Raw genomic sequence first — 24530 nt, 5'->3', positions numbered from 1 at the left:
TTTCTGCTCCTAAAATAAAAGCAATTACTTATCTATTTGTTTTAACGCTTGGCCTACATTATCAACCGGCAGGCTGCACGTTTTGTTACTGCATACGTAAATGCGGCTGATGTCCATAGGCTTATCTGCTAGCAAAGGTAATGTTCCTTTTGTACCGCCCAATATTATTTTATTAGGAATATAGTTTTGTTCCAATTCTTTACGCAATGATGTGGAAGCCTCACCGGTAATGGCAATTTCGTACACGCCAAACACCTCATCTAAGAGTAAAGCCGTCCAGTTGCTGTAAGCGGTGCCGTATTTGGCAAGGTGCGGCACAATGTTGCGCAGCATCTGGGCGGCAATATCGTGGTATCGCTCCTCATCATAAAACAGGGCAAGCTTTTTCAAATTGCGCGCCATTACGGAGTTTGAGGAAGGTATCACCCCATCCATAATCTCAGATTTCCGGGCTATCAGGTGCTCATCGTCATCAGCAGTGTAAAAGAACATGCCGCTTTGTTTATCATGGTAGTGAAGTATAGCGTAGTCGGTAATGCCTTTTGCACGGGTAAGCCATTGCTCATCAAAAGTAACTTCGTACAGGGCGATAAAAGCATCAACCACATTGGCATAATCATCTAAAAAGGTAGCAATGGGTTCATGGTCGCCATTGGAAAGCAATACCGGTTCCTTAAATATGCGCAGCAGTTTATCGCCCGAGAGCATATTATTGGTCAGGAAATCGGCATTCCGCAAGGCCAGGTCGAGGTATGCTGGCTCATCAAATGCACGGTAGGCATCGCAAAGCCCTTTTAGCATCAAGCCGTTCCACGATGCCAGTATTTTATTATCCAAGCCCGGGCGGATGCGTTTATCCCGCGCATCAAATACCTTTTGCCGGGCAAGATCTATACGGGCGGTTAATTCTTCAACAGATACCCCTAAAGTAGCCGCCAGTTCCGCATCACTTTCCCTGCGGAAGAATACGTTGGAATACTCTTCTTCCCAATTGCCCATATCGGTTACATGGTAATAAATACAAAACAGCTGTGCTTCTTCGCCTAATATCCCCTCCAGTTCGTCTTTGGTAAAAATATAGTACTTGCCCTCTTTCCCTTCGCTATCGGCGTCTAATGCCGAGTAAAAACCATATTCGGGCGAAGTAAGTTCACGTTCCACAAAGCTGATGATCTCGTCGGCAATGGTTTTATAAAGCGGGTCGGGCTGCCAGGTATAAGCTTCGGCATACAGGCTAAGCAGTTGCCCGTTATCGTAAAGCATTTTTTCGAAGTGGGGCACATGCCAAACACCATCAACCGCGTAGCGGGCAAAGCCGCCGCCAATATGGTCGTATATACCACCAAAGGCCATTTTGTTAAGCGTCAGTTTCGCAAGGTTGGCCACATGCTCATCCTGCATCAGGTGCGCATAGCGTATTAAAAATTGCCAGTTATTGGGCATCGGGAATTTTGGCGCATTGCCAAAGCCACCTTCTTCTTCATCAAAATACCGCCCCCAGGCTTTCAGTATTGGCTCAAAATCGGCTTTGGCGTATTCGGCTTGTTCCTGAACAAAGGCTACCGATTCGTATTGTTTAATGCCAGCCGTCAAGCGAACAGCATAATCTTCAGCTTCTTCGGGTTTGGTTTTGTAAAAATCGGCAAGGTTGAAAAGCAGACTCGTCCAGTCGTTTTTACGGAAGTAGGTGCCACCATAAATAGGGCGCTGGTCGGGCAGGCAAATACAGTTAAGCGGCCAGCCGCCACGGCCGCTCATCAGTTGCACGGCGCTCATATATATCTGGTCAACATCGGGGCGTTCCTCGCGGTCAACTTTAATGCACACGAAATACTCGTTCATTACCGCAGCTACGTGCTCGTCCTCAAAGCTTTCGTGCTCCATTACGTGGCACCAATGGCAGGCTGAGTAGCCAATACTCACTAGTATCAGTTTATTTTCGTCTTTAGCTTTTTGCAGGGCTTCGGCTCCCCATGGGTACCAGTTAACCGGGTTGTTGGCATGCTGCAATAAATATGGCGAAGTGGAATTGGCGAGGCGATTCATAACGGGTAGGTGCTTAGCTGCGCAAATGTGATAAAATTAATGCCAAAAGCTAACAAAGGTGTATTTTAGCTTGCAATTATTACACTAATTAAGTTATGAAGTACCTTATAGCCTTATCGTTTATACTTATTAGCTTCACAACAGCATTGCAAGCGCAAACAATAGCCTACCGCAAAGTAACCGGCAAAATTACCGATATCACCAATAAGCCTTTGGCCGGTTACAGTATATCGTTATTTGGCGGCACTATTGGCACAACAACCGATAGAGCGGGTAAATTCAGCTTCGTATTCCCAAATGACAGGCCCGTACTTATCAGTATAGATAATAAGCAGGATCCGCAGGTAGTTGTAAAAGTAAGCCCGCAGCAAAAGGCATTGGATATTCAACTGAACGACCTTACCTCGGCGTATTCTGCCCAATACATAGCGGAGTGGAACAAAAAGAAAGCCTACAACCAGGCCCATGCCATGGATGCCTACACCACGCCTGAATACAAAAAATTTAGTGCGCCGGAGATACCCCGCGGCAGTTTTGCAGATGTAAGGATAGACGAACCAATTGGCGCGGGAGACCCTGTTATAACCGTTGACCGAACTGTAGACCCCAAACGTATTTACACGGCGGTAGAAGAACAGCCAAAGTTTAACGGTAATTGGGAAAAGTATGTTGCCGACAATTTAAAGATGCCCGCAAGTGCCAAAGAAAACAATGTGCAAGGGCGTGTTATATTGAGCTATGTAGTTGAAAAGGACGGTAGTTTAACCGATATAAAAGTTATAAGAGGCATAAGTACCGATTGCGATAAAGAGGCTACCCGTGTGGTAAGCGCTTCGCCAAAATGGATACCCGGCAAAATGAACGGACAGGCGGTACGCACCCAATACTCCATCCCTATTCATTTTAAGTTAGAACCATAAAAAACACCTGCACCTATTTTGGCAACTAAACTCAAATACGCCAAAGCAATTATGCTTTTGGCGGCCATTTATAACATTTTCTGGGGATTGATAATATCTGCCTGGCCGCAGATACTTCTTTTCAGCAACCCTCCTACCGATTTCCTGCTCATCATTCTGCGTTGCGTGGGTATGCTGGTGGGCGTTTACGGCATTGCGTACTATTTTGCCTCGCGCGATCCGCAGACTTACTGGCCGCTGATATTGGTGGGATGGATAGGCAAACTCTTGGGACCTATTGGCTCGGTTTACTACATAGTAATGGGCAAACTTGCTCCGGCTTTCTTTTGGGTAAATGTTTGGAACGATATTATTTGGTTGCTGCCTTTCGGCTGGGTGATTATTATGGCGATGAAGAAAAAGTTTTAGTGAGGGTGGCTATTTAACCACAGAGAACACAGAGGTTACGCGGAGGTTCGCAGAGAGCTTTGCATGGTGGTGATGAGATATATTTGTCGCCTATGCAAAACTCAATAATAACTATATAGGCTCCGCGAATCTCTGCGTAACCTCTGCAATCTCCGCGGTTAATATAAACTCTTTCTCCCTACCACTATACAGGCTCTGTGCCTCTCTGTGTAAAACTCCGTGACCTCTGTGGTTAAATAATAAATTTACCTTTTAAACACATCGCGTTGAAAACCTTTAAGCTTTAATCTTTCAGCTTTAACCTCAATTCCCTAATTTCGCCCCTTAACAAAAGAGGAACTGGATTTGGATTATTTAGCTGGGTTAAACCCCGAACAAAAGGCCGCCGTACTGCAAACTAAAGGCCCGGTAATGATTATTGCGGGCGCAGGCTCGGGCAAAACACGTGTTATTACTTTCAGGGTTGCCCACCTCATTAACAGCGGGGTAGATTCGTTTAACATACTTGTACTTACCTTTACCAACAAGGCCGCCCGCGAAATGCGCGAGCGTATAAACCATATTTGCGGCCCCGAAGCCAAAAATATTTGGATGGGTACCTTCCACTCCGTTTTTGCTAAATTATTAAGGGTTGAAGCCGAAAAAATTGGTTACCCCAGCAACTTCACCATTTACGATACCGACGACAGCAAGAGCGTTCTGCGTGCCATTTTGAAAGAAATGAACCTCGACGATAAGCTGTACGCCGTAAACTTTGTACTTAACCGCATATCCGCCGCCAAAAACAATTTGGTTGGCTGGCAAGAATACCAACAAAACCCGCAAATACAGGCCGACGATCAAAGCGGCGGCCGCGGCAAATTGGGCGTCATCTATCAAACCTATGTACAGCGCTGCTACCGCGCAGGCGCAATGGATTTTGACGACCTGCTATACAAAACCAACGAACTACTTAAGCTGCACCCGGATGTTCTGAATAAATACCAGCAGAAGTTTAAATACCTGATGGTGGACGAGTACCAGGATACCAACTTTTCGCAGTACTTGATTGTAAAGCGTCTGGCAGCCGTTAACGAAAATATTTGCGTAGTGGGCGACGACGCTCAAAGTATCTACGCCTTCCGCGGGGCCAACATCCAAAACATCCTCAACTTTGAGAAGGATTACCCAGACTTGAAGGTGTTTAAGCTGGAGCAAAACTACCGCTCTACCCAAAACATTGTAAACGTTGCCAACAGCATTATTGCCAACAATAAAGACCAGCTGAAGAAAAACGTTTTCTCGGAAAAAGAAAGCGGCGATAAAATAAAGGTGATGCGCGCCTACAGCGATAACGAGGAGGGCAAAACCGTGGCCGAAAGCATTATGCAGGACCGCAGCAGCAATGGCATGAAGTGGAACGATTTCGCCATCCTTTACCGTACCAATGCCCAGTCGCGCTCTATGGAGGAGGCCTTGCGTAAGCTGAACATCCCTTACAAAATATACGGTGGCCTATCCTTCTATCAGCGTAAAGAGATAAAAGACTTAATAGCCTACTTCCGCCTCACGTTTAACCCTAATGATGAAGAAGCGCTTAAACGTGTTATCAATTACCCGAAACGTGGCATTGGCGATACTACGGTTGATAAAATTGTTGTTGCTGCCGATCAGCATAACATTACCTTGTTTGAGGTTGTATTGCAACCTGCGCAATACCTTGATGGCAAGGCGCCTGCTGCTTTGCAAGCCTTCGGCACCATGATACAAAGCTTCCAGGTACTGGCAAAAAACCAAAGTGCTTACGATGCAGCCTTATACATAGCCCAGCATTCCGGCGTATTGAAGGACCTTTATGCCGATAAATCGGTAGAAGGACTTAACCGATACGAAAACATACAGGAGTTGCTTAATGGTATAAAAGAGTTTTCGGAACGAGAGGATATTGAGGAAAAAGGCCTTGATGTTTTTATGCAGGATGTTGCACTTTTAACCAACGACGATAAGGATAAAAACAAGGATGCCGACACGGTTTCGCTCATGACTATCCACTCCTCAAAAGGGTTGGAATTTCCGCAGGTGTACGTTGTGGGGCTGGAAGAAAATCTTTTCCCATCGCAAATGTCGCTCAATTCCCGTAGCGATCTGGAGGAAGAGCGCCGCCTGTTTTACGTGGCCGTTACCCGCGCCGAGCGCAAGCTGAGCATCAGCTACGCTACCTCTCGTTTCAAATTCGGAACGCTTATAAACAGCGAGCCAAGCCGTTTTCTGGACGAGATAGATGCGAAGTACCTTGAGCTTGATTATTCGGCAAAACCTGCTCAAAGCTCGTTTTTTGATGATGAACGCAGTGCGTGGAGCCGTAAAGACACTAACAAAAGTAGTGGAGGCGATACCTTCTCTAAACCCAAGCCAGCCAGTGCCGCACCGGTAAAAACAACATCTATACTGGCGAAGGCACACGTGGTATCAAAAGACTTTAAGGTATCTGATACAAGCAACCTGCAGGTAGGTATGCAGGTTGAGCATGAGCGCTTTGGTTTTGGTAAAGTGTTAACCCTGGAAGGCACCAAGCCGGATATTAAAGCAACCATCTTTTTTAAGGAAATAGGGCAAAAACAACTGCTGCTAAAATTTGCAAAACTGAGCATCGTAAACGAGTAGAACTACCCGGTTTTCCCACTATTTTGTAGAAGTAATTCCACACATTTTCTTCACCTGTGCTTAACTATGTGTTAATACAACGCAATAGGGGCACTTTTCATCAGTGGCATTTGATTTGGTTAAGGGTTAATACCCTTTTCTCTTAATTAATTTTTTATGTACATGATGAGCGAGACTATAAAGAAGAAAACGAACAAGTCTGCAGGTAAGAACATCCGCACTTTACGCCACGAACGTGGCTGGAGCCAGGAAGATGTTGCAAGCCGCCTGGGCATTTCGATCCCTGCGTTTTCTAAAATTGAGACCGGTGTAACCGACATCAATTTATCAAGACTTGAACAAATTGCAAACATTTTTGAAGTGAGCGTAGTGAACCTGCTTTCGTTGGAATATGTGGAAGAGCCAAGCGTTCAGGACGCGAGCCTTAATATACTCCAGAAAAAACTAACCGACCGCGAGAACGAGATCACCGGGCTGCAGCGCAAAGTAATACTGCTGTACGAAGAACTGCTGAATAAAAATAACTCGTAAAACTTTACCGCAGTTGTATAACTGTTTGGTAAACAAAACAATTACTTTTTTATAGACAGCGCCATATTTTCACCTTGATCAATTTTATTAATCAAAAATTAATTGAATTGAGCAAGGTGAAATTTTCGTTGTGTTTTGGCTGTTTTTAGTCTACCTTTCTGATAGAGTTTGGCATTTGGTTACAAAATTGTATTACCAATACCGAACAAAATTAGAATTGTATGAGCAACTACATGATATCCATAGCCAATGCCGAAGCCCTAAAGAATGCTACCATTCACGATCCGCGCAGCAAGCTAAAAGTAAAGGCATTTGATATGTTACGCTCGAGGTTTAAGCCGCGTAAAGGCGAAGTACAATTTTTTGTTACCGCCGGCGAAGAAACCATTGCTTTTGAAACACAGGGCTACCGCAGGCACAGGCAACTGCTTATACTGCACATGATATCGTGGTACTGTATGTATTTGGGGCTTATTGAGGCGCAGATACACAGCACATGGCCTGCGCTGCACTAAACCGCGGGCCTAAAAAACGGTTTTGCCGTTATCGTTAAGCATCTCGCTCATTTCGATGATCTTTTGGTCGATATCGAAAACGCATTTATCCATCATACGGATGCATTCTTTCTCATCAACCAGCCCTTCTTTTTCAAGGTTCATCAGCCCGCGCAGCGTAGCTATAGGCCCGCGTATCTGGTGCGATAGGTAAGATGAATACTCAGATAATTTCTTGTTCTTAAATTGCAGGTCTTTGGTACGCTCGTCAATGATCTCCTCCAGGTGATGGTTCACGCGGTCGAGGTTGTCTTTTTGCTTCAGTACCTCACCGTTAAGCTCGGTAAGCTGCAGGTTGGTTTTGGCCTTGCGTTTTACGTTGGTATAAAGCAAGCCTATTACCACCAATAGCAGGCCCGCCACGGCGGTTACAGCCCAAAACTTTATCCTGTCGTTTTGCTGGCGTAAAATAATGGCATCTTTCTCGCGCTGTGTAGCAGCTTGTTTATACTGCTCTTGCAGCATGGTTATCTGCGTGCTTTCGTTAGAGCTGTGTATAAGGCTATCCTGCTTAAATATGGTTTGCAGGTAACCAAGCGCTTTTTCGTAATGGCGTTGCTTTAGCTCCAGCTGATAGCTTATATAGTTATAATCGTTTATCAGTTTTTCGTCTTTTAAAACCTTGGCGTAAGCCTGCCCTTCGGTAACTACGCTGCCGGCTGCTTCAAACTTACCCTGGGCAATGTACAGCGAAGCCAGCGTGAGGTTGGTACTGGCTACGGGCTTGTTAAGGTCCTGCTCTTTACCGGCCTTATTGGCCGCAAGTAACAGGCTTTCGGCCTTATCATACTCGTGCAGGTTATAGTAAATTACTCCCCTGTTTTGCAGCACCTGAACTAAATTTATCGAATCGCCGTTTTTTGCAAACATTACGTTGCTTTTATCGTAAAAGCTTAATGCCTGGTTATAACTCTTGTTACGATAGTAAACGTTGCCAATGTTCATGTAAAGCGAGGCTTTCAGGTCTTCGTCTTTTAGTTTTTGGACAATATCTAACGCAAGATTGAGGTACTCCAGCGCTTTGTCCTTATTGTTATCGAGATAAAGGTTGCCAATGTTGTTAAGCACTTTGGCCTGGCTGCGCAGATCGTTTATAGACTGGAAAACATCGCGGGCTTTAAGGTAATTATCAATGGCTTTGCCGGCCTGGTTAAGGTAATAATTACCAATACCCATTACACGGTAAGCTTCGCCAACGCCGCGGGTGTAGTTAAGCTCGGTAGCAAGGGCAAGGGCTTTTTCGGCAACCTCAACGGTTTGCTCGGGGCTGGTGTAGCGGTTATCGTAGGCTTGTTTGTTTAGTTTTATAACCTCGGCAGTATCGCGTGCGCTTATGGCTGCGTGGGCGGGCACAGCAGTTACCAAACAGCACCATATCAATAGTAGAGCCAGGGCATAAATCTTGTTCATCGGGGGATATATACGTGTAAATGCGCCGAAAGTTATAAAATAATTAGTTACTAATAGCTATTGTACTAAATTTAGAAAAAAATACTAAAAAAAATATGGAAAAAGTTTCCTGATAATTAAAAAACATCTATATATTTGAATCGCTTAATTAATTGACTAACAATACGTTATAAACTATTTGTTGCGATTTCATATTGCCCAAAAAGTTGAATAATTAAGCAACTGAAGTTAAAAACTACAGGCTATAAGCCTGTGGCCAAAAGCAAAAATGGCTGCAAAAGGCGTTTGCAGCATAGTTAAATAAAATAAAGTTTTAAACTAATAAACAATACAATGAAAAAAGTTTGCCTTGCCTTACTTATCCTGTTAACGGGCATCATCAGTTCTTGCGTCAAGACCACCACAACCAAGGCCATTGATGTGATACTGAAGCCAACGGTAGGCATCCGTAAGGACATAGCAACAGCAGACTAATTTCAAATTATTATACTAACCTATCAGCGTACATACATGAAAAAGATCGTCATAGCAGCAATAGTAATTAGCACAGGCATGGCGCTATCGTGCCGTAAAAACGAAGTTGTAAAACCTACTGCCATTGTTATTGAGCACAACACCGCGCCATACATTAAAGACATTGGCACAGCCGATTAAGCTTACAGCAAACACAATAAATTTTAAAGCATAAAACAAACACAATATAAAAATTCCCTCATCATGAAAAAAGCATTTGTAGCAGCAGCCCTTATAGTAACCACCGGTGTAGTATCAGCATTCACTGTAAAAACACCAACTCCTGTAAAACGCGATACCACTACCACTAAACCGGCAACCAAAAAAGATATTGGCCAGGCTGATACCAAAAAAGACATCGGCCAAGCTGACACTAAAAAAGATATCGGCCAGGCAGACTAATTAAACATCAACACAATCATCAATTTTTAAAACACCAACAACACCATAAGCATCATGAAAAAAGCAATTGTAGCAGCAGCCTTAATTTTAACCACAGGCGTAGTATCTGCATTCACTATAGCAACTCCCGCAAAACGCGATACTACTACTACTAAACCGGCTACCAAAAAAGATATCGGCCAGGCTGATACTAAAAAAGACATTGGCCAAGCTGACACCAAAAAAGATATAGGCCAAGCAGACTAATTAAACATCAACACAATCATCATTTTTAAAAACACCAACAACACCATAAGCATCATGAAAAAAGCAATTGTAGCAGCAGCCCTTATATTAACCACAGGCGTAGTATCTGCATTCACTATAGCAACTCCTGTAAAACGCGATACCACTACTACTAAACCGGCTACCAAAAAAGATATCGGCCAGGCTGATACCAAAAAAGACATTGGCCAAGCAGATACTAAAAAAGACATCGGCCAGGCAGACTAATTAAACATCAACACAATCATCAATTTTAATAATACCAACAACACCATAAGCATCATGAAAAAAGCAATCGTAGCAGCAGCCTTAATATTAACTACCGGCGTAGTATCTGCATTCACCATAGCAACTCCCGCAAAACGCGATACCACCACCACTAAACCGGCAACCAAAAAAGATATCGGCCAGGCAGATACTAAAAAAGACATTGGCCAAGCAGATACCAAAAAAGATATAGGCCAAGCAGACTAATTAAGCCCTCTATCATAAAACAAAAGCACAGTAAACAACAAACCCTTACAAACTCAAAATAACCCTCAAGACCATGAAAAAAGCAATTATAGCAGCAGCCCTTATATTAACCACAGGCGCAGTTTCAGCATTCACCGCAGCAACTCCTGTAAAACGCGATACCACTACCACCAAACCGGCTACCAAAAAAGATATTGGCCAGGCTGATACCAAAAAAGACATCGGTCAAGCAGACACTAAAAAAGATATCGGCCAGGCAGACTAATTAAGCCTTCAGCATATAAAACAAAGCACAGAACATACATCACCCCTAAACAAATAGAATAACACCCTCAACACCATGAAAAAAGCAATTGTAGCAGCAGCCCTTATATTAACTACCGGCGTAGTATCAGCATTCACCGCAGCAACTCCCGTAAAACGCGATACCACTACCACCAAACCGGCAACCAAAAAAGATATCGGCCAGGCAGACACCAAAAAAGATATCGGACAAGCAGACACTAAAAAAGACATTGGACAGGCAGACTAATTAAGCCTTCAGCATAATCCCGAAAACGAAAAATGCACCAGGGGTTGCCCGGTGCATCGAAATCGATAGTATTTAAAACTTAGCGTTTGCCTTGCCGCAATGGTTACTTTTTAAACTTATCGCAATTATCCATATTATATATAACCGTGTAATCGGCTTTGCCGTCGGTTAACTGGCGACCGGTTTTGGTATCAACCGTTAGCGGCTTTTGTGCTAATTGCTGTGATGACAGCTTAAAGGCTACGCCAAGCGTATCGGTTTGCCCTTCCTGCATAAAACTCCAAACGGCGTTTATTTTATCGCCATCAATAGTACCTTCAAGCGTGCCTTTTCGGCGGTCTTTCTCCTTAGGCAGCCAGCTCATTTCGCCTGTTACTTTTTTTCCGTTAATGGCCAAGTGTACGGCCGTAGTATCTTGCCCGGCGGTGCCATCGGTGTGTACAAAGCAGTATTCCATATTTTGAGCCGGTGCTCCGCTTGTTGAAGCCGCCGCGCTATCGATCTTCAGGCTATCAGCCTTTGCGCTATCGGCAGCACCTTTATTACCATTCCCCGCGCAACCTGCCAGGGCAAGGGCGCAAACTATCATATAAGGTTTCATAATTTTCTCTTTTATTGTTTTGCTATACTACAATTTTGCGGGCAAATAGTTCATGCCTTTTTATCGGCACCAAAATGCACCGGCGGCAATTTAAGTTATATTTACGCAACCAATATAAGCCCCATGCTCGATGTAAATTTGCACCCCTTCCCCACCCTGCTAACGGCACGTTTGACCATGCGCGAATTAAATTTTGACGATGCTGATGCCCTTTTTACGCTGCGAACCGACCCTGATGTGCTAAAATACATTGATATAAACCAGCCAAAAGCCATAGAAGCAGTATACGATTGGATAAAAATGATACTGGGCATCCACGAAAAAAATGAGGGTGTAATGTGGGCGCTTAGTTTGCAGGGAAGTACCGAAATGATAGGCAGCATTGGCATTTGGAATATAAACAAACAGCACCACCGCGCCGAAGTTGGCTATATGTTAAGCCCGCTACACCAAGGCAAAGGCTTTATGCAAGAAGCTTTAAATGAAGCTATTGCTTATGCTTTCGGCCACATTAACCTACACTCTGTAGAAGCTAACCTAAACCCGGATAATATTGCATCGATAAACCTACTGGAGCGCTGTGGTTTTGTGCGCGAGGCCTGCTTTAAAGAGAATTATAACTATAAGGGAACCTTTGTTGATTCGGCGGTCTACAGTTTAATTACAACAAAAAAATAACAACCCTGTATAAAATTTGTTAGTTAAGTATAATTACATAACTTGCCACGCAAAAAACCAATTGCCCCGCCCATAACCTAAATTATTAAAACAGGGGCGCAAACAAAAATTAATTAATACAGTTTACACTAAAAAAACTTTAAAGACATGGCAGCACAAGCAGCAGGCATTACCGCCTATTCAGTAAAAACCAAAACCAAAAATGTTCCAATGATCAACCCGGTTATCGATGTAAAATCTGGCCGCTATATTGCCACAGGTACCGATGCTGACGGAAACAAAATGGCCGCTATAATGGGCAAAGCTACAGCAGAAGGCCACATTGCTTCTGGCGCAGCTAAAAAAGGTTCTGGCTGGTAAATATTACTGACGCTATAAAACAACAAAACCTGCCGAGAGGCGGGTTTTGTTGTTTATGGGGATTTAAAAAGCAATGCTTAATTATATTCCGCATCGACAGGCGTCCTCGCCTGCCGAAATAACTTGCCAGCGTCTGCGCCGGCCATGTAAGTTATAAAAGATACCTTTCTATAAAATGAAGCGTGGACGCTTCAACCATTCTACAGTCAGGCGTGGACGCCCGACCGGGCGCAAAACGATGCCTCAGATACTCACCCCGCCCCAATTCTTAAACGGATTTACTGATAAACTGGCGTTGGTATACCTAAAATCATCTGTTACTTCATCAAGTACCCAATCTGGTTTATCAAAGGTTTGCTCTTCGCTATCTAATTCAATTTCGGCTACTATCAACCCGTCATTATCTCCGCTGAAAACATCTACCTCCCAAATGTTGCCGGCATAGGGTATTTCGTAACGTACCTTCTCTATTTTGGATACGGTAAGACCGGCTAATATTTCGTTGCCATCGGGTATAGGTATGGTGTATTCGTACTCGGCGCGGCTGATGCCTGTGGTGCTGCCTTTTAGAGTGAGGTAGGCGGCGTCATCCGTTACGCGGATGCGCACGGTGCGTTTGTCGTCGCTTAAAATATAGCCCTGTTTAAGTAATTTGCCTTGGGGCTTTCCGAGTGCTTCCCATTTTTCGCGGTCGACCAAAAATTTACGTTCTATTTCTACAGCCATACTATTTATCTAACAATACTGTTATAAAATGTTAAAACACCACAGCTTTCAACACGCCGTAAAGCTAAATGTTTATATTAGCCCGGTATCATTTTATAGCTCAAATGAACTTCAAAAAATCTGTACTTTTCCTATTATCGCTCATATTTTTTTTACCCGCCTTTGCACAAAAGGACACCGTAGGGCTTACCACCATTGTTAATAAAACAACAAAGCTCATCAGCACCTACCCTTTCGAGAAGGTTTATATGCATTTCGATAAGCCGTATTACTCGGCCGGCGATACCATTTGGTTTAAATCGTACGTAACTATCGATCAGCATGCGCCTACCGTATTAAGCACTATTGTATACGTTGATATTTACAATGCGCAAGATTCGGCGATCCGCTTCCTGAAGCTACCGGTAGTAAATGGCGTAGCCAGTGGTAACATTCCCCTGCCCCCGGCAGATTTTAAACAAGGCAATTACCACCTGCGCGGCTACACGGCCTACATGCGCAATTACGACCCCGAATACTTTTTTAACAAGAACCTGATAATAGGCAACCCGGTTGATAAGGATATATTGACCAACGTGTCGTTCAGTTCGTCGGCAGCAGCGGGCCTTACGCGGGTGGTAGCGCAGGTTGCCTATAAAGAGCCGCGCGAAAGCCTGCCTTTGCTTAATAAAAAAATAAGCTGGACCGTGGTAGGCGCCAACAGCGAAGAAATAGCCAAAGGCAAAGGATCTACTGATGATAACGGCTTTTTTAAAGCAGATTTTAGTGGTGCCCCCGCCGCCTTAAAAGGTGCCGATTTAATAGCTATTATTGACCTTGGCAACCGCAAAACCGTTACCAGTACCTTCCCGCTAAAAACGGCTGCAAGCGGTAAGGATATTCAATTTTTCCCCGAAGGCGGCGAACTCATTACGGGTGTGCGCTCGAGAGTGGCCTATAAAGCCATTAACAGCGCCGGGCTGGGGATAGATGTGAAAGGCACCATTACCGATAACACAGGCGCTGTTGTGGCCGAGCTAAAATCGCAGCACCTGGGCATGGGCGTTTTTGCTTTAATGCCCGAAACAGGTAAAACCTACAAAGCAAATATAGAATACGCCGATGGCAGCAAAAGCGTGTACGATTTGCCCCGCATTAAAGCATCGGGCATTAACCTTTCTGTTTTTAACAACGACCCGGCCGAACTAAAAATAAAGCTTTCGGCTAACGAGCCTTACCTGCAGCTTAACAAGGGTAAGCTATACTATATAATAGCCCAAAATGGCGGCGCGGTGTATTTTGCTGGCCAAACCATCTTAACCGATGCAAGTTACAGCGCTTCTATTCTCAAAGCCAAATTCCCCACAGGTGTATTGCAGCTTACCCTGCTTACCGACCGCGGTGTTGCCCTTTGCGAACGCGTAACCTTTATACAACGTAACGATGCGTTAAACTTATCAATGGCCAGCGCGGCAAAGGCCTACAACATCCGCCAAAAAGTAAGGCTCAATATTACTGCTAAAAACAAAACCTTGCCGGTGGCAGGCTCTTTCTCGGTATCGGTTGTTGACGAAACCAAGGTTCCGTTTGATGAAAATGCCGAAACAACCATTTTAAGCAGCACCTTGCTTACCTCGGATTTGAAAGGTTACATTGAAAAACCAAACTACTACTTCATCAGCAAAGATGCAGATGCGACGGACAACCTGGATATATTAATGCTTACGCAGGGTTATAGGCGCTTATCGTACCGTAACGTTATAGCCGATAAAGTGCCTCAGATAACCGTTATGCCCGAGCAAAATGGTTTAGAAATAACCGGCGTTTTACGCAATAATACCGGTATGGCCATAGCCAAAGGTTACTTGAAGCTACAGATACCATCGCGTAATTTTTATGCCGAAACCACAACAGATATGGTGGGCAACTACCGTTTCTCTAAACTAAACTTTACCGATTCGGCAAAGGTGATCATCAATGGTCGCACTAATGTAAACGGCAAAAACTTAAGCGTAACAGCCAACCCCGAATCGTTTGCCTACCCATCAAAAAACAACCTCGCGGCAGATGAGGTGCCCAATATCGACAGTACATTTAAACCATACCTGGTAAACAGTCTTAGGCAATACAACAACATGCACCAACTAAAAGAAGTTGTTATTAAAGCCGGCCCTGTAAAAAAAGTAAGCCATACAGATTTTTCGGTACTTACGGGCTTACCCATGATGCCGGACCAACAGGTATCAGCCGCGGCCCTACGCGGGTGTAACAACTTATACGTTTGTATCTCGGGCTTTATACTTGGTACTACGGTAGCCGACAACAAGCTGTACTTCATGAAAAATTATGCCGCACAGGATAGAAAACCGATACAAATATTTGTGAACGGTATGCCTGTTGATATTTCGTACCTCAACTCGGTGCAGGTAAACAACATCGAATCGATAGAGGTTTTCAAAAACCAGGGGCTTAGCGGTATCGATGATATGTATGGCACAAATGGTATAGTTGAGATAAACCTGAAAAAGGAAGTAAAAGGCACCAAAATTTCGCTGGCCGAGTTGCAGGAACTGATGCCCCCTCCTTACATCCTCAAGATTTCGCCTGTGGGCTATGCCGTAAACCGCGAGTTTTATGCCCCTAAATACGATGTACCAAAACCGGGTACACTGGGCGGCGACCTGCGCACCACCATTTACTGGAGCCCTAAAGTAGCTACCGACAAAACCACCGGCGCTACCTTTGTAGAGTTTTACAATGCCGATGGCCATGGCACCTACCGCGCTACCATTGAGGGTATGGATGCCGAAGGCAACCTGGGCCGATATGTTTACCGCTATACAGTGAAGTAATACTTTAAAAAAGTATGATGAGAAGAGCGGCTTTTATGGCCGCTCTTCCTGTTTTAAGCCAGATGGTTTACGGCGAAACTACCCTTGCATTTATCCTGCATAATTGTTTAAATTTATACAAACCTTAAACAATTTAATTATGGACATGAACCTCGTAAACTGGGCAGCCGTGGTAGTGGCAGGCCTATCTGCATTTGCTGTTGGCGGTATTTGGTATTCACGTGCACTTTTTGGCAACGCCTGGATGACCGACAGCGGGCTCACCGAAGACCAAATAAAGGCCGGCAACAAAGGCAAAATATTCGGTTTCACAGCTTTGTTCTCTATCATTATGTCGGCCAACCTGGCCATGTTTTTAGCCGATGCTAAAACCGATATGGCATGGGGCGCTACCGCAGGTTTCCTGGCCGGGATATGGACTTTTGGCGCCATAGCTACGCACAGCCTTTTCGAACTGAAATCGTGGCGGCATATTTTCATTAACGGCGGGTATAGTATTGTATCGTTAACGCTGATGGGGTTGATATTAGGGGCGTGGAGGTGATTTTTTTAACCGCAGAGAACACAGAGTTTTACACAGAGAGGCACAGAGCTTTGCAAACTGTTTAATTGAGTTTTATGTGAGCCTTAGCCATTTTGAGCAAATTTATTACGCTTTGCAACTCCTTAGTCCGCATGCAAAGCTCTCTGTGCCCCTTTGTGTTTTTCCCTCTGTGTTCTCTGGGGTAAAATAGCGAGTAATACAAGATGACACTCCCATGTGGAACAAAGCGCAAGCCGCAGCGTTACATTAGCACCGAAAAATAAATCCGTATCTACCATGAGTAATTCATCCTACAAAAGAACATTCAGCCTTGGTGGCGATATCACCATCAACCGCATTGGCTACGGCGCTATGCGCATTACCGGCACCGGCATTTGGGGGCCACCAAAAGACCACGACGAAGCCATCCGCGTACTAAAACGCGCCGTTGAACTGGGCGTAAACTTTATTGACACTGCCGACAGCTACGGCCCGCATGTATCGGAAGAACTGATTGCCGAGGCAATGTACCCCTACCCTGCAGATCTACTAATAGGCACCAAAGGCGGGCTGCTGCGCACCGGCCCCAACCAATGGCCCGTTGATGCCAGTCCCGAACATTTAAAAGAAGCTTTAGAAGGCAGCCTTAAACGCCTGAAGCTGGAGCAGATAGACTTGTACCAGCTGCACCGCATAGACCCAACCGTGCCCGTCGAAAAAACTTTTGAGTTTTTAAAGCAGGCGCAACAGGATGGTAAAATAAAACACATCGGCCTATCTGAAGTAGATGTAGACGATATCAAAAAAGCACAAGAGTATTTTGAAGTAGTATCGGTACAAAACATGTACAGCGTAGATAATCGTAAATGGGAAGGCGTGCTGGAGTTTTGCGAGCACGAGGGAATTGCCTTTATACCATGGTATCCGCTAAGCGCCGGCAATGTGGCCAGCCAGGAGATATTGCAAAAAATAGCTGCCAAGCACAGTGCAACCGTGCATCAAATAGCATTAAGCTGGTTGCTGCACCACTCGCCAAACATATTGCTCATCCCCGGCACATCAAGCGTAGCCCACCTGAAAGAGAACATGAAAACCGAAGGTGTTGTACTGGATGCCGAAGACATGGACGAACTGGATGGTATTTCGCCGCCGGTAGGATAAATTTACTTTTGAGTGAACACGAATTTTTCTAATTGATGCGAATTTCACAAATTAAATTAGACCAAATGATTTGTAAAATTCGTGTAATTCGTGTTCACTCAAAAAGATAAACGCTTTAAAAGAAATCTTTCTGCCTCAGCATCGCATCGTTCAAAGATGATTGGATATAGGCAACACCGGCAATGGCTTCAGGTGTAGATGCCCTTCGTTGCATATCTTCAGCGTTAGTAAAATCTACTTCTTCTACACGCTGGTTCAGCCACCACAGGTTGCCAAATGGGTCGATGATGCGGCATACTTTCTCGCCGAAGTACAGGGTAGTGATATCCGTTACCGACGTTGCGCCTAAGTCCAATGCTTTATTATAAGTATCCTCTACATCGGCTACGTATAAATTCAACAATGCGGGCGTTGGCCCCCAGCATTTGCGCGAGTCGAAAAGCATTATCAGCGAATCGCCTATCTTCACTACTACATGTATAATGCAGCCTTCCTCGTTTGTGATGCGGCTATGGGGTATTTCTTCGGCACCGAAAGCACCGGTTAAAAAGTCTATCAGTTTTGCGGTTGATGGCGATACTATCCAGGGCGTTACCGTGCTGTAACCTTGGGGCGTTAATTTTATTTGGGTGTTTGTCATGATATTTTGTTTTACCCAAAGGTGCGGGGCGCACATGACAGCCCTATGTCAGCAGCGAAAATTAGCTGTAATAATTATTTTGATGCTTACTTTTGCTGCGGATGAAAAGCAAAGAAGATATACTGGCCAAATACTACACGCAAGGCCCCGACGGCATGCCCGAAATAGCTGCCGATGGTTTACTGAAAGCCATGGAAGAGTACCGCGAACAGGCCGAAGAAGCTGCCTTTAACGCGGCAAAGGCATACGAAGATGATGTAATTGGCGGGAAAGACCTGTTTGCAACCTATGCAGAATACAAGGCCAGTTTACAGGCTGCAATCCCCCCTCCTCCCGAACCATCCGAAGCAGAAAACATCCAACTAATGGCAGATAGCATACTGGAGATGTTCATCCCGCACGATAAAAGCATTACTACCCTATCTTTTGATATTCGGAGTAACGGGAAAGGCTATACTGTAAATTATACTAAGGGGGAGAACGAGAATTGGGCCTTTACAGGTTACAACCCCAACCCTCCCCTATAGAATTTGCAATTTCGACTTTTGAAGTTCTTCCTTCTTAGAATTTAGAGTTTAGTCTTTAGGATTTAAATTTTGAGCTTCAGCTCACCGTCGCTACTTTAAACGGCTTTACATCTACCGTTTCCCATACTTTTTGGGTAATGTAAGGCTCGCCTTGTTTCCAGGCTTCCAGTTCTTCTTCAGTCTCAAATTGTAGCACCATGGTAGATCCTATCATTTTACCTTCATCGTTCAGCATGGCACCTCCTAAAATAAAGTTACCGTTGGCTTTTAATGCCGATGCACCATCGAGGTGGTGAGGGCGTATGGCCATGCGGCGTTCAAGAGCGTGCTCGTCGGTAAAATCGTATGCGGTTATCAGGTATTGGTTCATTTTTAAGTTGGTTTATATTACGGTAACAAGTATACGCCCTTTTGGTGCAAATTAATTTAAAATGATGCACAATGGTTTAGCTTTTAACTGTAAGTTTTACAATATTTGTTGCTTAAACCATTACACCATTATGAGAGAGCAATTGCAGCAGGACTTTTTAACGCACTACGGTAAAGAACATCAACACACTTACTTCTCGCCGGGCAGGGTAAACCTTATTGGCGAACACATAGATTACAATGGCGGCCTGGTTATGCCATGCGCCGTTACTATGGGTACTTATTTGTTGGTGGCTCCGAACAACGATGGCGTTTTCCGCTTCAAAAGCGTTAATTTTAAGGAAACGGCCGAAGTGGCTGTAGGCTCATCTAACGTAAAAAAAGAGCAGTTTTGGTTTAACTACCCCATTGGCGTTATCGAACATTTTAATAAAGATGGTAAAGAGTTGCAGGGTTTAGATATGCTGTATTTCGGTAATATCCCTATCGCTTCGGGCCTTTCGTCATCAGCATCTATCGAGGTGGTTACTGCCTATGCTTTGAACGACTTGTTCAACGGTGGTTACACTAAGCTGGAATTGGTAAAGCTTGCAAAATGGGTAGAGAATGTTTTCATTGGCCTGCAAAGCGGTATTATGGACCAGTTCTCAGTAGCTTTCGGCGAGAAAGACAAAGCCCTGATGTTAAATTGCGATACGCTGGATTACCAGGCGGTAGATAGTAACCTGGGCGATTACCTGTTGGCCATTATCAATACCAACAAACCACGCAAGCTAGCCGAATCTAAATACAACGAACGCGTACAGGAATGTAATGCCGCCCTTGCTGCGTTAAAGCAAGAATTAGACATCAACTATCTTTGCGATATAAACACCGAAACTTTCAACAAGCACAAACATCTTATAACTGATAAAGTAGTATTAGACCGCGCCACCCACGTTGTGGAAGAAAATGACCGCGTAAAACTGGCGGCCAAAGCACTTAATGATAACGTCCTTGCTGAGTTTGGCCGATTGATGTATGCCTCGCACCACTCGCTAAGCACTTTGTACGAAGTAAGCGGTAAAGAACTGGATACCGTAGTAAACTTCTGCAAGCCAAATGCCGATGTCATAGGTGCCCGCATGACAGGTGCCGGCTTCGGTGGTTGCGCTATTGCTTTAGTTAAGAAGGATGCCTTTGATAAATTCAGTGCCGAAGTAACCGAATATTACACCAAAGAAGTTGGCTACGCACCATCGGTATACAGCTCGCTTATTGGCGATGGCGTTGGCTTATTGCCGGAACTGGCGCATGCTTAACTTTTAGTGAGTGGTGAATAGAGAGTGGAGAGTGGTTTTAACCTAGTTAACCATTCTCCACTTCGCTTATCTCCAACCACTCACCATTCAACTATTCTCCACTCACCAACGATGCGCAAACTAAAATTAGACGAACTTAACCGGGCAACAGTAGAAGAATTTAAGGAACAGGAAAAACTGCCGGTTGTAGTGGTGTTGGACAATGTGCGCAGCATGCACAACATAGGCTCCATATTCCGTACCTCGGATGCCTTGGCAGTAACGGCTGTTTATTTATGCGGGATAACGGCGCAGCCTCCGCACCGAGAGATAGAGAAAACAGCTTTAGGTGCCACACAGTCAGTAGCATGGGAATATTTTGCAGATACAGTAGCTGCCATAGCAAAACTTCGCGACGATGGTTACAAGATAGTAGCCATAGAGCAGGCCGAGAACAGCGTAATGCTGAATAAATTCACACCATCGGCGGATGAAAAGTATTCCCTTATATTCGGCAACGAAGTGAACGGCGTAAGCGACGAGGCGATGGAATTGATCGACACTTGTATCGAGATACCGCAGTTCGGTACTAAGCATTCTTTCAATATCGTGGTATCGGCAGGCATCGTACTTTGGGACTTCCTGGTGAAAATAAGTTCATAGATAATAGTTCATGGTTCATAGATTATTTAAATTTGATGAATAGCTATTCATCTGATATCAACTACGAATCTTTAACTATAAACCAATGAGCCCTCTCGCTAAAAAACTCCTCATGAAACCCGGCCAAAACTGGCTGATATTAGACCCGCCCGAAGACTACCTGGCCGCACTGGAGCCCTTGCCTGATGCTGTATCGCTTACTTTTGAGTTGAAGGAAGCCGTTGATGGCATACAATTTTTCGTGAGAAATAGCTCGGAATTAGCCATCAGCCTCGATCGCATGGCACCAATACTGAAACCAGAAACCGTGCTTTGGTGCATTTATCCCAAAAAGAATAAGGGCATAGATACCGACCTGGAGATGATGAGTGGCTGGGAGGTTGCCAAAAAACATGGGTTACGCCCCGTAGCGTCGGCAGCGGTAAACGATATTTGGACCACGCTCCGTTTCCGTCCGGAGAACCTCGTAAAACATTCCGAATCGCGCAACGAGGCCATTAAAACTAACGACTTCGCCAATTACATTAACCCCGAAACTAAAACCGTAATACTCCCTGCCGATGTTGCGGAGGCGCTAAGTGCCGCGCCCGGTACATTGGAAGCTTACAACAAGCTCGCCTACTCGCACCGTAAAGAATACGTAGTTTGGGTGCTATCCGCCAGGCAGGAACAAACCCGGCTTAACCGTGTAGCTAAAATGGCGGAGATGCTGGCAGCGGGGAAAAAGAATCCGTCGGATAAGTAATAAAGACAATAATTAGCCAACTTGTCATTCTGAACGATAGCGAAGAATCTGTTAGCCATAATGCAATAAACGCTATGCAAATTCGCGAATAGATGCTTCGTCCCTCAGCATGACAAAATACCATTTGTCATTCTGAGCGATAGCGAAGAATCTATTAGCCACAATACAATAAACGCTATGCAAATTCGCGAATAGATGCTTCGTCCCTCAACACGACAAAATAACCCCTGTCATTCTGAGCGAGAGCGAAGAATCTATTAACCACGATGCAATAACCGCTATGCAAGTCTGCGAATAGATGCTTCGTCCCTCAGCACGACAAAATAACCCCTTTCATTCTGAGCGAGAGCGAAGAATCTATTAACCACGATGCAATAAACGCTATGCAAATCCGCGAATAGATGCTTCGTCCCTCAGCATGACAAATCTTACTATTTTACTTCGTATACACCACAAACTTCTTATCCACAGCATCAACCGGCGTCATGCCTTTGATCTGTTTACGTTTGATAACATAGTTCAGTTTGTTGGCAGGCACTATTTGTTTGTTATCAATTGCTACCGGGTCGGTTTCTGTTTGTAGTTGTATCCAGCCGCTGTTATTTACAATGTAGAGTTTGTCGTGAAGTTTGATAAAAACGTCCTCGTTCCCCTCTTTCGCCGCTCGCAGGTCGGCGTTAAATTGCTGTTGTACTTTTACTTTGTCGAAACTGCTCAGTACATCAGCATATTCCTGCGCATTCTTGTTATCGCCCAATACCGAAAACTCCTTATCGCCCGATAAGCCGGCCTCTAACCCGAAATATATCACACCTTTAGCGTTGGCTTCGCCCCAGTGCTCGTGCTCGTTAATGGTTTTGTAACCCCGTTTACGTACACTGAATTTAAAATCAAGGTCGCCTTTAGAGGTGCAATTTAGCGTGATGTGGTAGTAGCCTTTATCGTCCGTTTCGCCCAGCAGTGTATTCTTCGAGTCGAATATCTCTGCCCCATCAAGCGGTTGCAGGTTTTCGGCATCAACTACTAAACCGGAAAGTTCAATGGTACGGTCGTTAGCCCTTGAAAAATTAGCAAACAGAACGAAAATCGAAACCATCGCAACTGCGAAGCTATATTTAAAACTTTTTGTAAGCATTAGTAAAAATGTGTTTAAAGCCAAATATATAAATTAGCCACTATCGCGCCACAAAAAAAGCGCCCTTTTGGGGCGCTTCAAATTTAACTATGATGGGGTTTGGATTAGGGCTTAGTAAAACACCTGGTCAAACTGGTTCACGGCATCCTTACTTTCGAGGTTGCTATGGCCCATTAAAAACTCATCCACTTTACGGGCGGCTTCGCGGCCTTCCGATATGGCCCAAACCACCAACGATTGCCCGCGGCGCATATCGCCTGCAGCAAATACTTTACTTACGTTGGTACGGTAAACGCCTTCTTTTGCATTCACGTTATTGCGGCCATCCAAAGCAACTTTCAATTGCTCCAATGCGCCCTCAAACTGTGGGTTAACGAAACCCATAGCCAGGAAAACGCGTTGGCAAGGTAACTCGCGCTCGCTGCCCGGTACTTCGCTGAATTTGATGGGACGGCCCATTACGTCTATCTCCCAAGTTACATCGGCAACCTTCAGAGCGCGCAGTTCGCCGTTTTCGTCGCCTAAAAACTCTTTGGTGTTTATACCCCAAAAACGCTCAACGCCTTCTTCGTGGCTGCTGGTAGTCTTTAGCACCATTGGGTAAGTAGGCCAAGGCATATTAGCGGTACGCTCAGCCGGTGGCTGCATCATCACCTCAAATTGCCTTACCGATTTGGCGCCCTGGCGGTTAGATGTACCTACGCAGTCGCTGCCGGTGTCGCCACCGCCAATTACCACTACATCTTTACCACCAGTCAGGATATCCTCACCCTGTACAGGCGTGTTGCTAACGCGTTTGTTTTGCTGCTTTAAAAAGTCCATTGCAAAATGGATACCTTTTAGCTCGCGGCCCGGGATAGGCAGGTTACGCGGAATGGTAGAGCCACCCGCCAGCACTACGGCATCATGCGTACGTACAATCTCGTCGGCAGGGATATCTTTACCAATTTCAGTATTGCATTTAAATACAATGCCGTCCTCTTCCATGATCTGTACGCGGCGGTCTATCACCCATTTTTCCAATTTAAAATCGGGGATACCGTAGCGCAGCAAACCACCCGGGCGGTCGTCGCGTTCAAAAACGGTAACCTTGTGGCCTGCTTTAGCTAATTGCGCAGCAGCGGCCATACCCGCAGGGCCCGACCCAACAACGGCAACTTTTTTGCCTGTTTTAATAAGCGGAGCGGTAGGCTTAACCATATTTTTAGAGTAAGCCACCTCAATGATGTGCTTCTCTATTTCCTCAATAGCAACCGGTGGTTTGTTAATACCCAGTACGCATGCCGATTCGCATGGTGCGGGGCATATCCTGCCGGTAAATTCGGGGAAGTTATTGGTTGATGATAGTATCTGGTAAGCTTCTGCCCAGCTTTTGCGGTACACGGCATCGTTAAATTCCGGTATCACGTTACCCAACGGGCAGCCGCTGTGGCAAAACGGTATGCCGCAGTTCATGCAGCGCGCGCTTTGCTGGTTCAATTTTTCTTCGGGAAACAAGCCAACAAACTCGTTATAGTTTTTTAAGCGTTCGCCCACGGGCAGCTTTTGGGGAAGTTCCCTGTTAAATTCCTGAAATCCTGTAGGTTTTCCCATG

General features: G+C 44.9%; 30 protein-coding genes. 22 read left to right on the top strand and 8 right to left on the bottom strand.

Annotated elements, in window-relative coordinates:
* Window positions 1–24: 24 nt before the first annotated feature.
* Window positions 25–2046 (bottom strand): thioredoxin domain-containing protein, encoded by a 2022-nt coding sequence (locus BC343_RS06465; protein WP_078346934.1) that lies wholly within the window; start codon window positions 2044–2046, stop codon window positions 25–27.
* Window positions 2047–2141: 95 nt separating this feature from the next.
* Here BC343_RS06465 and BC343_RS06460 point away from each other — a divergent pair, with 95 nt between their 5' ends.
* The 5 genes from BC343_RS06460 to BC343_RS06440 all read left to right on the top strand — a co-directional run bounded on the left by BC343_RS06460 (window position 2142) and on the right by BC343_RS06440 (window position 7063).
* Window positions 2142–2966, top strand: coding sequence for an energy transducer TonB (locus tag BC343_RS06460; RefSeq protein WP_078346933.1), 825 nt, complete (start codon window positions 2142–2144; stop codon window positions 2964–2966).
* Between the two features lie 18 nt (window positions 2967–2984).
* Window positions 2985–3374, top strand: coding sequence for a hypothetical protein (locus tag BC343_RS06455; protein WP_202909738.1), 390 nt, complete (start codon window positions 2985–2987; stop codon window positions 3372–3374).
* A 345-nt stretch (window positions 3375–3719) separates the two neighbouring features.
* Window positions 3720–6017: an ATP-dependent helicase gene (locus tag BC343_RS06450; protein ID WP_078346932.1), complete on the top strand. Its 2298-nt coding sequence runs from the start codon at window positions 3720–3722 to the stop codon at window positions 6015–6017.
* Between the two features lie 162 nt (window positions 6018–6179).
* The gene (locus BC343_RS06445; RefSeq protein WP_238381713.1) at window positions 6180–6548 is read left to right on the top strand and encodes a helix-turn-helix domain-containing protein; all 369 of its coding nucleotides are present in this window, start codon (window positions 6180–6182) and stop codon (window positions 6546–6548) included.
* A 221-nt stretch (window positions 6549–6769) separates the two neighbouring features.
* Complete coding sequence (locus BC343_RS06440) at window positions 6770–7063, top strand: hypothetical protein (RefSeq protein WP_078346931.1); 294 nt, start codon at window positions 6770–6772, stop codon at window positions 7061–7063.
* A 9-nt stretch (window positions 7064–7072) separates the two neighbouring features.
* On the opposite strand, the gene BC343_RS06435 is transcribed toward BC343_RS06440, so the two are convergent.
* Window positions 7073–8512, bottom strand: coding sequence for a tetratricopeptide repeat protein (locus BC343_RS06435; RefSeq protein WP_078346930.1), 1440 nt, complete (start codon window positions 8510–8512; stop codon window positions 7073–7075).
* A gap of 333 nt (window positions 8513–8845) precedes the next feature.
* On the opposite strand from BC343_RS06435, the gene BC343_RS30945 reads away from it, so the two are divergent.
* The 8 genes from BC343_RS30945 (at window position 8846) to BC343_RS06405 (ending at window position 10697) form a co-directional block, all read left to right on the top strand.
* Complete coding sequence (locus tag BC343_RS30945; RefSeq protein WP_156088737.1) at window positions 8846–8986, top strand: hypothetical protein; 141 nt, start codon at window positions 8846–8848, stop codon at window positions 8984–8986.
* Between the two features lie 36 nt (window positions 8987–9022).
* Window positions 9023–9166 carry a hypothetical protein gene (locus BC343_RS30940; protein ID WP_156088736.1) on the top strand — a complete coding sequence of 48 codons (144 nt, stop codon included), beginning with the start codon at window positions 9023–9025 and terminating at the stop codon, window positions 9164–9166.
* Between the two features lie 63 nt (window positions 9167–9229).
* Complete coding sequence (locus BC343_RS06430; RefSeq protein ID WP_078346929.1) at window positions 9230–9427, top strand: hypothetical protein; 198 nt, start codon at window positions 9230–9232, stop codon at window positions 9425–9427.
* Window positions 9428–9481: 54 nt separating this feature from the next.
* On the top strand, window positions 9482–9673 hold the full coding sequence (locus BC343_RS06425) for a hypothetical protein (RefSeq protein WP_078346927.1): 192 nt from the start codon (window positions 9482–9484) through the stop codon (window positions 9671–9673).
* 54 nt (window positions 9674–9727) lie between these two features.
* On the top strand, window positions 9728–9919 hold the full coding sequence (locus BC343_RS06420; RefSeq protein WP_078346928.1) for a hypothetical protein: 192 nt from the start codon (window positions 9728–9730) through the stop codon (window positions 9917–9919).
* A 54-nt stretch (window positions 9920–9973) separates the two neighbouring features.
* A complete protein-coding gene (locus tag BC343_RS06415) occupies window positions 9974–10165 on the top strand; it encodes a hypothetical protein (RefSeq protein ID WP_078346927.1) in 192 nt (63 codons plus the stop codon).
* A 73-nt stretch (window positions 10166–10238) separates the two neighbouring features.
* Window positions 10239–10430 (top strand): hypothetical protein, encoded by a 192-nt coding sequence (locus tag BC343_RS06410; protein WP_078346926.1) that lies wholly within the window; start codon window positions 10239–10241, stop codon window positions 10428–10430.
* A gap of 75 nt (window positions 10431–10505) precedes the next feature.
* On the top strand, window positions 10506–10697 hold the full coding sequence (locus BC343_RS06405; RefSeq protein WP_078346925.1) for a hypothetical protein: 192 nt from the start codon (window positions 10506–10508) through the stop codon (window positions 10695–10697).
* 103 nt (window positions 10698–10800) lie between these two features.
* Here BC343_RS06405 and BC343_RS06400 read toward each other — a convergent pair whose 3' ends face one another.
* Complete coding sequence (locus tag BC343_RS06400) at window positions 10801–11298, bottom strand: hypothetical protein (protein ID WP_078346924.1); 498 nt, start codon at window positions 11296–11298, stop codon at window positions 10801–10803.
* Window positions 11299–11421: 123 nt separating this feature from the next.
* On the opposite strand from BC343_RS06400, the gene BC343_RS06395 reads away from it, so the two are divergent.
* Window positions 11422–11976, top strand: coding sequence for a GNAT family N-acetyltransferase (locus BC343_RS06395; protein WP_078346923.1), 555 nt, complete (start codon window positions 11422–11424; stop codon window positions 11974–11976).
* Window positions 11977–12123: 147 nt separating this feature from the next.
* Complete coding sequence (locus tag BC343_RS06390) at window positions 12124–12336, top strand: hypothetical protein (RefSeq protein ID WP_078346922.1); 213 nt, start codon at window positions 12124–12126, stop codon at window positions 12334–12336.
* A 243-nt stretch (window positions 12337–12579) separates the two neighbouring features.
* On the opposite strand, the gene BC343_RS06385 is transcribed toward BC343_RS06390, so the two are convergent.
* The gene (locus BC343_RS06385; RefSeq protein ID WP_078346921.1) at window positions 12580–13062 is read right to left on the bottom strand and encodes a CYTH domain-containing protein; all 483 of its coding nucleotides are present in this window, start codon (window positions 13060–13062) and stop codon (window positions 12580–12582) included.
* A 104-nt stretch (window positions 13063–13166) separates the two neighbouring features.
* On the opposite strand from BC343_RS06385, the gene BC343_RS06380 reads away from it, so the two are divergent.
* The 3 genes from BC343_RS06380 to BC343_RS06370 all read left to right on the top strand — a co-directional run bounded on the left by BC343_RS06380 (window position 13167) and on the right by BC343_RS06370 (window position 17577).
* Entirely contained in the window at window positions 13167–15893 is a 2727-nt protein-coding gene (locus BC343_RS06380; protein ID WP_078346920.1) for a hypothetical protein, read from the top strand.
* Between the two features lie 139 nt (window positions 15894–16032).
* On the top strand, window positions 16033–16437 hold the full coding sequence (locus BC343_RS06375) for a DUF1761 domain-containing protein (protein ID WP_078347043.1): 405 nt from the start codon (window positions 16033–16035) through the stop codon (window positions 16435–16437).
* A gap of 276 nt (window positions 16438–16713) precedes the next feature.
* Complete coding sequence (locus tag BC343_RS06370; RefSeq protein WP_078346919.1) at window positions 16714–17577, top strand: aldo/keto reductase; 864 nt, start codon at window positions 16714–16716, stop codon at window positions 17575–17577.
* A gap of 115 nt (window positions 17578–17692) precedes the next feature.
* Here BC343_RS06370 and BC343_RS06365 read toward each other — a convergent pair whose 3' ends face one another.
* On the bottom strand, window positions 17693–18217 hold the full coding sequence (locus tag BC343_RS06365; RefSeq protein WP_078347042.1) for a VOC family protein: 525 nt from the start codon (window positions 18215–18217) through the stop codon (window positions 17693–17695).
* 101 nt (window positions 18218–18318) lie between these two features.
* On the opposite strand from BC343_RS06365, the gene BC343_RS06360 reads away from it, so the two are divergent.
* The gene (locus BC343_RS06360) at window positions 18319–18744 is read left to right on the top strand and encodes a hypothetical protein (RefSeq protein WP_078346918.1); all 426 of its coding nucleotides are present in this window, start codon (window positions 18319–18321) and stop codon (window positions 18742–18744) included.
* Between the two features lie 76 nt (window positions 18745–18820).
* On the opposite strand, the gene BC343_RS06355 is transcribed toward BC343_RS06360, so the two are convergent.
* The gene (locus tag BC343_RS06355; RefSeq protein WP_078346917.1) at window positions 18821–19114 is read right to left on the bottom strand and encodes a YciI family protein; all 294 of its coding nucleotides are present in this window, start codon (window positions 19112–19114) and stop codon (window positions 18821–18823) included.
* 130 nt (window positions 19115–19244) lie between these two features.
* Here BC343_RS06355 and BC343_RS06350 point away from each other — a divergent pair, with 130 nt between their 5' ends.
* The 3 genes from BC343_RS06350 to BC343_RS06340 all read left to right on the top strand — a co-directional run bounded on the left by BC343_RS06350 (window position 19245) and on the right by BC343_RS06340 (window position 21801).
* Window positions 19245–20414, top strand: coding sequence for a galactokinase (locus tag BC343_RS06350; protein ID WP_078347041.1), 1170 nt, complete (start codon window positions 19245–19247; stop codon window positions 20412–20414).
* 111 nt (window positions 20415–20525) lie between these two features.
* The gene (locus BC343_RS06345; RefSeq protein WP_078346916.1) at window positions 20526–21056 is read left to right on the top strand and encodes an RNA methyltransferase; all 531 of its coding nucleotides are present in this window, start codon (window positions 20526–20528) and stop codon (window positions 21054–21056) included.
* Window positions 21057–21141: 85 nt separating this feature from the next.
* Window positions 21142–21801 (top strand): YdeI/OmpD-associated family protein, encoded by a 660-nt coding sequence (locus BC343_RS06340; protein ID WP_078346915.1) that lies wholly within the window; start codon window positions 21142–21144, stop codon window positions 21799–21801.
* 436 nt (window positions 21802–22237) lie between these two features.
* Here the strand turns inward: BC343_RS06340 and BC343_RS06335 are convergent, their stop codons facing one another.
* Both BC343_RS06335 and BC343_RS06330 read right to left on the bottom strand, forming a co-directional pair.
* The gene (locus BC343_RS06335; RefSeq protein WP_078346914.1) at window positions 22238–22936 is read right to left on the bottom strand and encodes a peptidase associated/transthyretin-like domain-containing protein; all 699 of its coding nucleotides are present in this window, start codon (window positions 22934–22936) and stop codon (window positions 22238–22240) included.
* A gap of 111 nt (window positions 22937–23047) precedes the next feature.
* On the bottom strand, window positions 23048–24529 hold the full coding sequence (locus BC343_RS06330; RefSeq protein WP_078346913.1) for a glutamate synthase subunit beta: 1482 nt from the start codon (window positions 24527–24529) through the stop codon (window positions 23048–23050).
* Window position 24530: the final 1 nt, after the last annotated feature.

It is taken from the genome of Mucilaginibacter pedocola, assembly GCF_002013915.1.
GTDB lineage: Bacteria > Bacteroidota > Bacteroidia > Sphingobacteriales > Sphingobacteriaceae > Mucilaginibacter > Mucilaginibacter pedocola.
This window is presented reverse-complemented; position numbering and strand designations above follow the sequence as displayed.